General features: G+C 55.1%; 12 protein-coding genes. 5 read left to right on the top strand and 7 right to left on the bottom strand.

Going from position 1 to position 12703, the window contains the following annotated elements; translation table 11 throughout:
* Positions 1-103 precede the first annotated feature (103 nt).
* The 5 genes from AGR1_RS06230 (at position 104) to AGR1_RS06250 (ending at position 4206) form a co-directional block, all read left to right on the top strand.
* Entirely contained in the window at positions 104-631 is a 528-nt protein-coding gene (locus AGR1_RS06230; protein ID WP_080790755.1) for an arsenate reductase ArsC, read from the top strand.
* Positions 631-1689 carry an ACR3 family arsenite efflux transporter gene (arsB, locus tag AGR1_RS06235; RefSeq protein WP_149146467.1) on the top strand — a complete coding sequence of 353 codons (1059 nt, stop codon included), beginning with the start codon at positions 631-633 and terminating at the stop codon, positions 1687-1689. The genes AGR1_RS06230 and arsB overlap by 1 nt, the downstream gene beginning before the upstream one ends.
* A 2-nt stretch (positions 1690-1691) precedes the next feature.
* The gene (arsC, locus tag AGR1_RS06240; protein ID WP_080790757.1) at positions 1692-2114 is read left to right on the top strand and encodes an arsenate reductase (glutaredoxin); all 423 of its coding nucleotides are present in this window, start codon (positions 1692-1694) and stop codon (positions 2112-2114) included.
* Positions 2107-2817, top strand: a complete 711-nt coding sequence (arsH, locus tag AGR1_RS06245; protein WP_281406418.1) for an arsenical resistance protein ArsH — start codon at positions 2107-2109, stop codon at positions 2815-2817. The genes arsC and arsH overlap by 8 nt, the downstream gene beginning before the upstream one ends.
* A gap of 175 nt (positions 2818-2992) precedes the next feature.
* A protein-coding gene (locus tag AGR1_RS06250; RefSeq protein WP_149146468.1) for an IS3 family transposase occupies positions 2993-4206 on the top strand; the annotation gives its coding sequence in 2 pieces (ribosomal slippage) (positions 2993-3329 and positions 3329-4206; 1215 coding nt in all).
* A 162-nt stretch (positions 4207-4368) separates the two neighbouring features.
* On the opposite strand, the gene AGR1_RS06255 is transcribed toward AGR1_RS06250, so the two are convergent.
* The 7 genes from AGR1_RS06255 to AGR1_RS06285 all read right to left on the bottom strand — a co-directional run bounded on the left by AGR1_RS06255 (position 4369) and on the right by AGR1_RS06285 (position 12460).
* Positions 4369-5304: a TniQ family protein gene (locus AGR1_RS06255; protein WP_187772062.1), complete on the bottom strand. Its 936-nt coding sequence runs from the start codon at positions 5302-5304 to the stop codon at positions 4369-4371.
* A 4-nt stretch (positions 5305-5308) separates the two neighbouring features.
* Positions 5309-6361 (bottom strand): ATP-binding protein, encoded by a 1053-nt coding sequence (locus AGR1_RS06260; protein WP_149146470.1) that lies wholly within the window; start codon positions 6359-6361, stop codon positions 5309-5311.
* Positions 6362-6376: 15 nt separating this feature from the next.
* Positions 6377-7155 (bottom strand): IS5 family transposase gene (locus tag AGR1_RS06265; protein WP_246669654.1). Its coding sequence is split into 2 segments (ribosomal slippage): positions 6377-6826 and positions 6829-7155, totalling 777 coding nucleotides; the frame shifts between segments, so codons are not numbered across the junction.
* Between the two features lie 6 nt (positions 7156-7161).
* On the bottom strand, positions 7162-7917 hold the full coding sequence (locus AGR1_RS06270) for a hypothetical protein (RefSeq protein ID WP_149146472.1): 756 nt from the start codon (positions 7915-7917) through the stop codon (positions 7162-7164).
* A 34-nt stretch (positions 7918-7951) separates the two neighbouring features.
* Positions 7952-9751, bottom strand: coding sequence for an ATP-binding protein (locus AGR1_RS06275; RefSeq protein ID WP_149146473.1), 1800 nt, complete (start codon positions 9749-9751; stop codon positions 7952-7954).
* Complete coding sequence (locus AGR1_RS06280; RefSeq protein WP_149146474.1) at positions 9748-11094, bottom strand: SIR2 family protein; 1347 nt, start codon at positions 11092-11094, stop codon at positions 9748-9750. The genes AGR1_RS06275 and AGR1_RS06280 overlap by 4 nt, the downstream gene beginning before the upstream one ends.
* A gap of 88 nt (positions 11095-11182) precedes the next feature.
* Complete coding sequence (locus AGR1_RS06285; protein WP_149146475.1) at positions 11183-12460, bottom strand: DUF3644 domain-containing protein; 1278 nt, start codon at positions 12458-12460, stop codon at positions 11183-11185.
* Between the last annotated feature and the right edge of the window lie 243 nt (positions 12461-12703).

The following is a 12703-nucleotide window of genomic DNA, read 5'->3' on the forward strand; positions in this document are numbered from 1 at the left end:
TGCGGGCGAGGCCGGCATGAACGCCGCCGGGCTGGTGTCCACAACCTCTTCTGCTCCCATCGCGGGGCTTGCCAGACAACCGACCTAACCACGGACCGAAACCATGACCGAAAAGATCTATAACGTGCTCTTCCTGTGCACGGGCAATTCCGCTCGCTCCATTCTCGCCGAATCCATTCTCGCCAAGGAAGGTGAGGGGAGATTCAATGCCTATTCGGCCGGCAGCCAGCCGAAGGGAGAGGTTAATCCCCACGCCCTTAAGGAACTGGCGCTGCTGGGTTATCCCGCGAGCGGGTTCACCTCGAAAAGCTGGGATGTGTTTGCAGGGCCTGATGCGCCACAGATGGATTTCATTTTCACGGTGTGCGACAGCGCGGCCGGCGAAGCCTGTCCTGTCTGGATCGGCCACCCCATGACGGCCCATTGGGGGATAGAGGATCCTGCTGCTGTCGTCGGCTCGGAAATCGAGGTTCAGCGCGCCTTTGCGCAGGCGGCGCGTTTCCTCAAGAACAGGATCGCGGCTTTCATCAGCCTGCCCCTGCAGTCCATCGATCGAATGGCGCTGGAAACCCGACTCAGACAGATCGGCTCTTTGGACGGAACCACCAATCCTGAAGGAAAGTCGGCCTGATGTCCCTGTTCGAACGTTATCTGACCGTCTGGGTGTTTCTGTGCATTGTCGCCGGTGTCGCGCTCGGCCATCTGATGCCCGGCGCGTTTCAGCTCATCGCTGCGGCCGAGATCGCCAAAGTGAACATTCCGGTTGCGATCCTGATCTGGCTGATGATCATTCCGATGCTGCTCAAGATCGATTTCCGGTCTCTTTCGCAGGTCGGCATGTTCTGGCGGGGTATTGGTGTGACATTGTTCATTAACTGGGCCGTCAAGCCGTTCTCGATGGCGCTGCTCGGCTGGGTTTTCATCGGCTGGCTGTTCCGTCCTTATCTTCCGGCTGGTGAGATCGATTCCTATATTGCCGGTTTGATCATCCTTGCCGCGGCTCCATGCACCGCCATGGTTTTCGTGTGGAGCAACCTTACACGGGGTGAGCCGCTGTTTACGCTGTCTCAGGTGGCGCTCAACGATGCGATCATGGTCGTGGCTTTTGCTCCCGTTGTCGGCCTTCTGCTCGGTCTTTCCGCCATTGCAGTGCCCTGGGATACGCTTGTTCTCTCTGTCGCGCTCTATATTGTCGTTCCCGTCATCCTCGCGCAGCTGATCAGGCACCGGCTCATGACTGACGGAACATCAAGAATGCTGGATCGCGTTCTTGCGAGGCTGCAGCCGATCTCGCTGGTGGCGCTGCTTGCAACACTGGTCCTTCTCTTCGCCTTTCAGGGCGAGCAAATCATCGCCCAGCCGGCCGTCATCGGCCTGCTCGCGATCCCCATCCTCATCCAGGTCTATCTGAATTCGGGGCTTGCCTACCTCCTGAACCGCATGACGGGTGAACGCCATTGCGTTGCCGGACCTTCGGCACTTATCGGTGCCAGCAACTTCTTCGAACTCGCGGTCGCGGCCGCCATCAGCCTGTTCGGATTTCAGTCGGGCGCGGCGCTGGCAACTGTTGTCGGCGTCCTCATCGAAGTTCCGGTCATGCTTTCGGTCGTCTGGATCGTGAACCGCTCGAAGGACTGGTATGAGGCTGCCCCCGCTGTTTCCCGAACGATAATGACCGAAAGGCAATGACCATGGACGCCACCATCTATCACAACCCATCCTGCGGGACGTCGCGCAACACGCTGGCGCTGATCCGCGCGGCAGGGATCGAGCCGACCGTGATCGAATATCTGCGGGAACCGCCTACACGCGAGCAGCTTGCACGCATGATTGCGAATGCGGGTCTGACGGTGCGCGAAGCCATGCGCGAGAAGGGGACGCCCCACGCCGAGCTCGGTCTCGACAATCCGGACCTGACTGACGATCAGTTGCTCGATGCGATGATGGAAACGCCGATCCTCATCAATCGTCCCTTTGTCGTAACGCCGCTCGGCACCAGGCTCGCCCGTCCTTCAGAGGTCGTGCTGGATATTCTGCCGGACACATTCAAAGGACCGTTCTTCAAGGAGGACGGGGAGCAGGTCCTCGACAGTGAAGGAAAGCGCGTTGCCTGATAGTTTTCCCGCGTTGCAGGGGCGTCACCTGCACAGCATCGACCCGGAGGCTCTGCGTCCGGCGTTTTCGACCCATAAACCACGCATCCTGATCCTTTACGGCTCGCTGCGCGAAGTCTCCTATAGCCGTCTGCTGGCATTCGAGGCTGGGCGGCTGCTCGAACGGCTCGGTTGCGAGGTTCGGATATTCGATCCGAAGGGCCTGCCTTTGCCCGATGAAGCGCCGGTCAGCCACGCCAAGGTGCAGGAATTGCGTAAACTTTCAGAATGGTCGGAAGGACAGGTCTGGGTGAGTCCCGAACGCCATGGCGCGATGACCGGCATCATGAAATCACAGATAGACTGGATTCCTCTTGCCATCGGTTCTTTACGACCAACACAGGGCAAGACGCTTGCTGTCATGGAAGTGTCTGGCGGCAGCCAGTCCTTCAATGCCGTGAACCAGATGCGAATTCTCGGCCGATGGATGCGGATGATTACCATTCCAAACCAGTCCTCGGTGGCAAAGGCCTATCAGGAATTCGACGCGGAAGGTCGGATGAAGCCGTCATCTTATTATGACCGGGTCGTCGACGTCTGTGAGGAACTGGTGAAATTCACGCTGCTGACGCGTGACGCTTCCGTCTATCTCACAGACCGATATAGCGAACGCAAAGAGCTGGCAGATGAACTTGAGAAACGTGTTTCGCTAAAATCAATCTGACGGGCTGGGGTTTGGTTCAACGTTTCTGCTTTTCAATCGCGGTTGAATGCGGCTGATGTAAAAACGGAATGTCGTATGGCCCAAACACCTCTTAAAAGCCCCTGAACTGCACCCCATTTCGACCGGACAGTCGGCATAAGCAGAAAGGCTCAAGCACAGGCTTGAGGACAGGCTTATGTCTAACGAGTATCGACATGTTGAATTGCTGACGGGTGATGTGCGCCGCAGGCGGTGGACAACCGAGCAAAAGCTGACGATCATTGAGCAGAGTTTCGAACCAGGCGAGACGGTATCGTCCACCGCTCGCCGCCATGGCGTCGCGCCCAATCTGCTTTACCGGTGGCGCAGGCTCTTGAGCGAGGGAGGTGCTGCAGCTGTGGATTCTGACGAGCCGGTGGTCGGCAATTCGGAAGTGAAGAAGCTGGAAGATCGCGTCCGCGAGCTGGAGCGCATGCTTGGCCGCAAGACGATGGAGGTCGAAATCCTCCGCGAAGCCCTTTCCAAAGCGGACTCAAAAAAACGGATATCTCGGCCGATCTTGTTGCCGAAGGACGGTTCGCGATGAAGGCCGTCGCAGATACGCTGGGCGTATCCCGTTCCAACCTCATCGAGCGGCTGAAAGGCAGATCTAAGCCGCGCGGCTCCTATCAGAAGGCCGATGATGCAGAGCTTGTACCCATCATCCGCAGACTGGTAGATCAAAGGCCAACCTATGGCTATCGGCGGATCGCCGCGCTCCTCAATCGCGAAAGGCGAGCCGCCGATAAGCCCGTCGTTAACGCCAAGCGGGTTCACCGCATCATGGGCAACCACGCCATGTTGCTGGAGAAGCATACGGCCGTTCGCAAGGGCCGCATCCATGACGGCAAGGTCATGGTCATGCGCTCCAATCTGCGCTGGTGCTCCGACGGTCTGGAGTTCACTTGCTGGAACGGCGAGGTGATCCGTCTCGCCTTCATCATCGACGCTTTCGACCGGGAGATCATCGCATGGACGGCGGTTGCCAATGCAGGCATTTCCGGCTCGGACGTGCGTGACATGATGCTGGAGGCGGTCGAGAAACGCTTCCATGCAACCCGAGCCCCGCACGCTATCGAGCATCTCTCCGACAATGGCTCTGCTTACACCGCGAGGGACACGAGGCTGTTTGCACAAGCACTCAATCTCACACCTTGCTTCACGCCGGTCGCCAGCCCTCAGTCGAACGGCATGTCGGAGGCATTCGTCAAAACCCTGAAACGGGATTACGTGCGCATATCACCTCTGCCGGACGCCGAAACAGCGCTCCGGCTCATCGACGGATGGATCGAGGATTATAATGAAATCCATCCCCATTCTGCCCTCAAGATGGCTTCCCCTCGGCAGTTCATCAGGGCTAAATCAACCTAGCCGACTTGTCCGGTCAAACGGGGTGCACTCCAGCCCCTGATTTTCAAGGAAAACGGAAGGCTAGAGGCCCAAAACGGAACGTGGCTTGGCCCAAATTTGAGGGAAATCAAGGCACAAAAAAACCGGGTCGAAACCCGGTTTTTATTGGGGATGGCACGAAGTTCAGGCTGGTAAGTCGGACACCAAATTCGGATGCCGCTCCCGCACCACACCTTCGAGAAACTTGCCTAATTCCAAGTATCCTGGCAGGTCATGTCGCTCAATAAGCTCGGCGTATAATCTGCCAAGAAACATCGAAGCTCGTACCCGGCGACTTATCGGATTGAATTCAAGGAATTCCTGAAGGGCAGCTCTCACGGCAGATTCCCCCGTTTCCGCAATTCCAAACCCGATCTCGGCGACCTCTATCCAGTCGTCTGAGGTGTAGCTTTCCAGGTCAGGTTCGGACCCGTCCCGGACGACTGCACCGAGAAGTTCGGCAAAATGTGCCGCTGCCTGCAAAGGGAAATCGTCCAGCCAGCCGCCCTGCGTTTTGCTCCCGCGCATCCGGTTGATCACATAGTCCTGGAGACGAATAGGGATATTCAAACGAGGCTTACTCGCGTGAGTTTTCAGCTCCTCGATTATCGCCCGTATTTGCGTTGCGAAATCACCGAAGTTCTTTCGCCCACCACCAAACCTAACCAGAGGAATTTTATGATCAGGACATGTATGGACGAACCGCAGCATCCATTCTGTGCGACCATAGGCCCGATGGAATGAAAATTCCGGACCGATGTCCCGCAGCACGCATGCCGGGCAGACGCGACAACGGTCCGTGTCGATAAACTCCCGAGTGAAGATGCTCTCTTGGATCACGACCGTTTTCCCATGCTGAGAGAGCTGGCCGCGATGCAACTGAATAGGCATTTTCCCAACAAGCTCTGCAAACACGTCTATCTCCGCGTGCCCGCCCTTCACCAGCCGGTCGAAACGGAAACCAAAATGCGCCGAGAATTCCGACGCACTCTCGATGCCGTTTACAGCAGCAATGCGGGAGCAGTAGCTTGGCAGTGTCTCGTTTGACTGAAACGGAAGTGTCAACGACAGTTTGGTCATGTTGTTACGCAACCTTCTTCCGGGACCAGCGCTGTTGGCGGCTTCGGGTCCCCACCTCATTTTCTGCCGATGTGTATGGTTTGATATCCTCCCAGTTCTTTGCGACAAAGACGTTCTCGGCTTCGTCGCGGCCGGTATTGCTTTCAAAGCACTCGGCGAAATGCTTTCTGGTGATCACGCATTCGTCTGCGTATATCGCAAGCTCAACGGCACCTCGGATCATTTGAACCATGGTACCGAAATCCTTGTCGCAGCCGTGCCTCAATCGCTGGATGAATTCTTGGTCCTCATGCAAAGAGGTCTTCATCTCGGCGTGGTCGAAGATGATCAACCGTGCGACCTCTGCCATTGTGGCAATTCCGGCGGCACCTACCATTTTACCAAAGGGAATCTTCGTGCAACGATTAGCCAACTGTTTCCGGGAAAGGAAAGCGTCGAGCGGTGCAACACCCGCCAGGACGATCCTGACCGGCCAATCGGGCATCTGCACGAGGTTTTTCAACGCGTTGCCGATTTTGGTAATCTCGACACCATTGGAGGCGTCCACCGCGTGTTGGGCTTCGTCGATGACAAGCCACATCACGCCATGCGCCTTCAACACATCGCGGAACAGTTTCCACATTTCGTTTTCCTTGAGGTTCTGGCGGACAGGGTAACCCATCGCATGCAGACCTTCGTATGCCAGGAGCTTTGGAGTACAGGGACTGGGCGCAGTCATCATCAGGAGAGGATGAACAAGGTTTCCGTCGTCGTTGACGTAAGGCAGCATCGCTGCGCACTCCGAGGTATGGGTCAGAAGCGCAGTCGTTTTACCGGCTCCGGATTCACCACAGAGCGCCACAATGCGACGTTTGTCCGGCTTCGCCATGTCGGAGATGCCGATGACAGCAATGCTTGCTACCATGGCTTCGAATGCCTTTTTGAGCGCAGAGTCACGAGCAAGCCCGATATAGCGCCCATTGATCCTTGCGACGCGGTCAGCCTTCGATAAGGCGTCCTGCGACATCAACGCACGAACACGTGCAATTTCGGCTGCAGGAAATTGAGCGACTTTCATATTGTTCTCCCTAAACTAGGGCGCGGACTCGTTAAATGATGCAATCCATATCCTTATTGCTGCGAGCTTGAGTGCTGCCAGATAGTTGTCGGCCCGGCGGTCATATCTTGTGGCAAGTCCGCGCATCTGTTTGATATGATTGAAAAAACGCTCGACGTGGTTGCGCTGACGATAGACCCAGCGGCTGAAGCTGAAGGTCTGTTTGCGGTTGGCCTTGGCGGGAATGTTTGCCCAGCATTTCCGTTGCTTGGCAAAGCGACGGATCGCGTCGGTGTCATAAGCCTTGTCCGCAAGAAGCGTCGCACCGGGCCGCAATCCGCTCAGCAACTTTTCCGCCATGGGAGCGTCGGCAGCCTGACCTGCGGTCAGCTCCATACGAACAGGCCGCCCATCGGCATCCACGAGCGCATGGATTTTGGTGGTCAGGCCGCCACGGGAACGTCCCATGCAAGGATCGGCAGAGCCCCCTTTTTAGCGTTGGCACCGTGCTGGTGAACGCGAACGCACGAGCTGTCGATCATCACGATGTCACCCGCATAACGCTTTGACACGGCATCAAGAAGTTGATCCCAGACACCTGCCTTTCGCCAGCGAGAGAAGCGATTGTAGAGCGTCGTTCGCGGGCCATAGCGCTCGGGCACATCGCGCCAGGACGAACCCGTCCTAAACCGCCAAAGGATACCATTGATCACCCGGCGGTCATCAACGCGTTTCACTCCACGGCTCTTGGTGGGAAGCAGCGGCTCGATGACGGCCCATTCTTCGTCGCTCAGTTCGTGACGGCGCATGACGATCTCCCTTCAAGGGGAGTGAATCATAATCCGCTCGCCACATGAACCCCGTTTATGGGGACGCGTCCTAGGAAAAAGATCAAAATCGAGGCCCGCTGTACCGAGTGCATCTGAAACACGATCTGCTTCCGCGCGAGCGGGAATTGGCTTGGAATTCTCTCGTGCGTACGGGAACGTGTCGCTGATCAGAGCTTTAAGGGATGCCCATGAAACCGCGTCATTGTTGCGCTCATAGTCGACCCACTGTTCTTCTTCCAATACGCTGACGAGAGGTTTGCCGTAAACTTGCTCGGTTCGCGCCAAGGTGATCTGGTAGTTCCTGATTATATTTGACAACCTGGCCTGGGCACATTGGTCAGCGTGCTGGATCGACGCTTTTAGAACATCCAGAGTTTCCGCGCGGCAGGTTCTTACGTTCTCCACCTGCGGCATGTTCGGGATCAAATCGTCCCCGTTGAAATTACGACGAATATTGTGATCGCAAACTTCAACGAAATCATGCAATGCCATCGGCAGTAACGAATTCGCTGCCGACAACGCCGCTTCCCGATCACGATTTTCTCGCTCTCTGAGGTCTCTAACCTGATGGGAAATTCCCAGAAGTGCGATCAAAGCTGCCAGTGCGGTGGCGGCGATGGTGAGGATTGTGTTGAAGTAGCTACGAAAAGCGTCGTCGTTCTTCGTGATGTCGATCAGCCAGAAAACGACGAGGAAAAACTCGGAAGCTAGAAAGATGCCAAGAACGACGCCATTCAGCGAGGTCAAGGATGTGTAACGTTTCCAAAAATACCGCAAGGCTTTAAATCTCGATCTTCTCTTCAGCAGGGGAGATGCCCCAATATGCTTGGTAGCGAGGACCATGAGATTCCGGCTGTTGCCCTTTTTCGGGTCGGTCAATGAGCACGGGCAACGGAGCTGGTAGTTCCGGACCGACAATAATGGCTTCTCCCTGCGCGAGCGATGGAATGAACGCGGCAGCGTCGCGGTCCAGATCACCGCATGCACGCTCGATGGTATCACGGTCACGGTCGTTGGTCAGGCGATGCACGAAAAGCGTCCCGAGCTGACTGAGGACGTCGGTTGGAACGTCTCTGGGTCTTTGTGTGGCTATGGTCGTCGTTAGCCCGTACTTCCGGCCTTCCTTTGCAATTAGACCGAAGGCATCGAGTGTCACATGGTTCGTATCGTCACCAATGGATCGACCGATAAACTGGTGGGCCTCGTCCAAGAAACAGACCAAAGGGCACCTTTGAAAGACATTTTGCCGAGCAAGGCCGAGCAAGTATCGGCCGAGTGTGTTTAACAGCAGTTCGCGCGTATTATATTTGAAGCTGACATGCTCGAAGGACAGAACGAGTGCGTGTCGATTGGGATCGTCGATGAATTTCTTTATCTCATCGCATATGTCAGCGCCGTCGTCAGAAAAAAGACACCGCATTTCCGGTGAAGACAAATAGTTTTCGATGCGGACATTCAAGGAATTGCAGTTGCCCAAAGAAAAATCGTCATAGGTGCCATACTTTCCCATTTCGTCAGGCGTATGCTGCTTGATGCACTCTTCTTTGATCTGATCAGAAAGGAGGCGTATGTCGAAGTCGCAAAAATGAGAGTCCAACTCGCTGGTCAACTCAATCACAGCCACAGACAGCGCATTCCGACTGTTTCCTGCTTTTTTAACCACACCCTTACGTCGAACCTCAACATACCCCCTGTCTCCAATTTGATAGCGCTCGTTTGCGCCCTCCAGAGTTTGGGCATATCTGTGAGGCGTCTTACGAAGGGCAGTAACCAGGCGCAGGCTCTTGATTGCGCTGCGAAGGTTGGGGCCTTGGCTTTGAACCGACGGTGTCAGGAGAGCATAGAGGTCGATTTCCGAAAGCTGCCGATATGGAAACCTCGCTAGAGGCTGTTTGTCATTCGTTTTCGAGAACGAAAACTCTGTTGCGCCGGACACCTTGCCAGCAAACTCGCCCGTGGGATCGAAAAGGATACACTTTCCTCCAAGGCGGACTGTTTCATTCAGAAGCTTTGACAATGTCCAGCTCTTGCCGCCCCCGGTTGCTCCGAATATTCCGCAGTGCCGCCCAAACAACTTTTCCGGGGGCATCGCAATCGTCGCGTTCGCAATGCCGGACAATCTGCCGAGATTCACCAGAAGGCGCTCATCCTTTCCCGGCTCGACTTCTCCTTGCAGCGCTTCTCTGATGGCAGCCGCGAGTGCTCCGCCATCTGCCAGATGGACCCCGTCACCAACGCGCGGCTTGACATTGATACCCCGCGTGACCTTGTGAGTTGCTTTGTTCACAGTGGCGAGAAGTTGGGCACGACCTTGTGGTTCGGCACTCGCGTCAATTTCCATCTGCCGTTCTAATCCAGGCCGTTGCCGGTCGGGGATGAAGACATCTGTTATTCGGCCGAGGATGGTTTCGTGATCGCAATCGATGAACACGAAGTCACCGGTCGCGCCTCTCGCCAAGCCTCGTTGGCCGCTTGCAGCCAGCGCTTTCGGGATCGTTAGCTCAATCGAAGACGCGCTCACCCTCGTCACAGTGCCGACGCGCTTGTCAGGATCGATCAACGCGATTATTGGATCGGTCATACTGCGGCATCCCTGATCTGATCGAGGCGCATCTGGAGGCGTTGCCGATCTGACTCGCCCGTGATCGTGGGAATGGCATCGACCAAATCTTCGAATCTACCGTTCAGCAAGGTCACTCGTGGATCGCCTTCTGCGACCAGGCGAGCCATCCGATTTTGATATTTCCTTGCCGGTAGCCCAACGTCGAGAAGGTGGTCGGGAGCGGGATGGGCGTCCAGCTTCACCGATGGGATGAAAGACGGATCGACCAAAATAAGGCGGAGGCTGAGATTTGATTCCAGAGCTGACCAGATGGGAGTGCTGATATGATCGTCGGCGAAGCCGAAACCGGCTATCAGAAGGGCGGTATCTGGTTCACGAAGAGCAGCTTGAAATGCCGCGAACATATCAAGATACGGGATTTCGAAAGCTTCCTGATATTTTGTGGATCGAGGATAAATCAATACCGGCATCAGGGACGGATCGTTAGCACGGGAGCGGATGACGACGCCATCGGCACGTCGTCGCCAGTCGACCGAACCATGAAGCTTATAAAGTTGGAAGACGCCGTCAATGTAGTCGGCCTTTGTACCGGACGTCTGCCGCCTTACAATATCATGCTGGAAGTAGTCGCGGTTGAAACGTTGTTCAGCGCTATGGGAAAAGCCGTCGATGAGCACGACGCCTAGGCGAGACGCGGCTTCTTCGACGCAAAGATCGTAGTTCGTTGTGAACAACTTGACGCGATGTTTATCTACAGCACGTTTTGCAAATTTCTGGATTAGACCTTTGTGCGCGGGCAATTCCGTCATCTGGCTAACAAAATCGACCTTTTCAAGAATTGCTCCTTCGGCTTTCGTGATAAAGGTCTTCAGTCTGGTGATCGGACTTGCAGGATCAGCCTTTTCAGCTTCCGTGGCTCGAACCTCCATCAATTCAAGTTTCATCTTGCAGAGGCTCAGGAGATTTTCGATGTTGCCAGCTCGTCGCTTCCCACCGTCTTCAGGCGGCAACGTACCGATTACCTCCAACACAACACTATCGAAATCCGAATGGTTTGCCAGATTCTCATCGCAAACTTTTGTTCTAGCGGCGTGCCAAAGATCGCCCATGCCAGGTGCTTGTCGCGCGTCAGCGTTTTTCGCACAGAACGAAGCACCTGAACCAAGGAGCGTCAAAACGTTGGTCGCGTGAACTGACTGCGTCAGAACCTCGTTGACAAGTCCTTTAGCGCCAGCGATCCTTCTGCTGCTGGCATCGTCTCGGTCGGCTTCCCGATCCTCCCATGCGAGCCACTTTCCTTCCCGGGTCAAGAGGCGGAGATTGCTCGCTGCCCCAGGTCTGTCTGTCCAATAGTCGCTCAAGCACTCCCCCGACTCATCAATCAACATAAGGTTGCGGAGAAGCTTATTAGCGCTTTCGCCGTCAAAGCAAGTGGAGCGTTCGACCGAATTAAAGGTACTCCTCTGCGTTATCCTTGCAGTGCTGTAAAACCGTCTCCAGCCATCTCTCAAACCATACCCAGTGGGCCTTATAGTCACCCACGCAGCCGTACCCCTTAGCGGGATTCTTCGCATCAAGCTGGTTCATCAGTTTCGTGTGTGCGCCTGAGCCGAACTTCGGGAACCCTGCTTCCGCGACCTTATCGAGGATGTCCTGCCTAATGTAGCGTGTGCGGTTCACCTCTTTAAAAACCACCTCAACCTGCTCGGCGAGGGAAGAGCCGGGCGAGACGACCACGACAGCCTGATCGGCACCTGCAGCCTTCTTCGCTGCTATAGGAACGAAAGCTACTTTCAACCTGAACGCCGGGTCCTTGACCTGCTCCTCTGTCAGATCGTGTTCAAATGCCGATATAAAGGAGGACACGTGAACAGGTAGGCTTGACGCTTTCTTTAATGTGGTGCGCTGATCCAAACCGAACGACACAAACTGTAGTGCAATGGGCAGGCGCTTTTCCAAACCGAACTGGTGCCCAAACAACTCCTTCAAGGCGTCGTTGAAGTTTAGGCAGCAGGACTGAAGCTCCGCGCCAACTGCGTCATCAATCCTGCTGGTGGATTGATGCTCGATCTCGTTTCGCAGTCCGATCAGGAAATGCAAATTGTTCTTCACCCCTAAAGATAGAGGGCATTTGCCCGTATCCAGACACTGCGTAAGGTCCCAAAAGCGGTCCTGTCCATTAGGTGTCTTTTTCGCCTTATAGACATATGGAACACCCTCGCGCTTGAAGTATGCATGCAATAGATACGTCCAGGCGATGATAGCGGTCACAACGAATAATTCGGCGCGGAACGTTAGGCCTGCGCTGTTGAAAGTATGAACGGCGGCGATCATCGCTTCGCGAGCCTTGATCAAGAGTTCGTCGCCACGGACACTCAAGCCCGTTTCATGATCGATATCCGGCCACGTAGAGAGGAAAGCGTCCAATTCCCCGTCATCTGCACCTTTCACAGCTTTATGTTTTAAACCTGTCCTTATTTCGCCGATCAGCCGGTGATTCACGGTCCGCGTCGGGCGAGTAAAGTAAGAAAGGATATCCTGGTCGTTATAGGTATTGCGGCGAATCATTGCCTTAACTAAGCTTGCTTCCCACTTCTCCAGTGTGTTGCCGCGACGACGTCTGACCTTTGGTTTCGCAATTTCATCTCCTATCTCACCGATTTCAGGTTCGTGCTCTTCATCATCGTCCACTACTGCGACCGGCGCATCGTTATTCTCTACCGCCATTTGCCATCCCTTGTTGCAGCGGACATATTAGCGAGAGTCGCTACGGGAACAACATTAAGTAGCAGTGCTATGCTGGTGGCATTGAAGCCTTTACGGGTCGGTTACAATGTCTTGTTGGTATGGTCGGATATTGCCGAGTGCATTGATCTGTTGTTTATGATCGCTTGTGCTTCGCTCCCTGATCCTCTCAATGGCCAGAGATTACCTCAAAATGGATTACTTTCACCGAGAGGCAGGGTCACA

Source organism: Agrobacterium sp. B1(2019) (assembly GCF_008274755.1).
In the GTDB taxonomy this organism is placed as follows: Bacteria; Pseudomonadota; Alphaproteobacteria; order Rhizobiales; family Rhizobiaceae; genus Agrobacterium; species Agrobacterium salinitolerans.

Excerpts from the sequence above, each read along its gene's own strand:
- AGR1_RS06230 (WP_080790755.1), top strand. The coding sequence starts at position 104 with ATGACCGAAAAGATCTATAACGTGCTCTTCCTGTGCACGGGCAATTCC.
- arsB (WP_149146467.1), top strand. The coding sequence starts at position 631 with ATGTCCCTGTTCGAACGTTATCTGACCGTCTGGGTGTTTCTGTGCATT.
- arsC (WP_080790757.1), top strand. The coding sequence starts at position 1,692 with ATGGACGCCACCATCTATCACAACCCATCCTGCGGGACGTCGCGCAAC.
- AGR1_RS06255 (WP_187772062.1), bottom strand. The coding sequence starts at position 5,304 with ATGACCAAACTGTCGTTGACACTTCCGTTTCAGTCAAACGAGACACTG.
- AGR1_RS06260 (WP_149146470.1), bottom strand. The coding sequence starts at position 6,361 with ATGAAAGTCGCTCAATTTCCTGCAGCCGAAATTGCACGTGTTCGTGCG.
- AGR1_RS06275 (WP_149146473.1), bottom strand. The coding sequence starts at position 9,751 with ATGACCGATCCAATAATCGCGTTGATCGATCCTGACAAGCGCGTCGGC.
- AGR1_RS06285 (WP_149146475.1), bottom strand. The coding sequence starts at position 12,460 with ATGGCGGTAGAGAATAACGATGCGCCGGTCGCAGTAGTGGACGATGAT.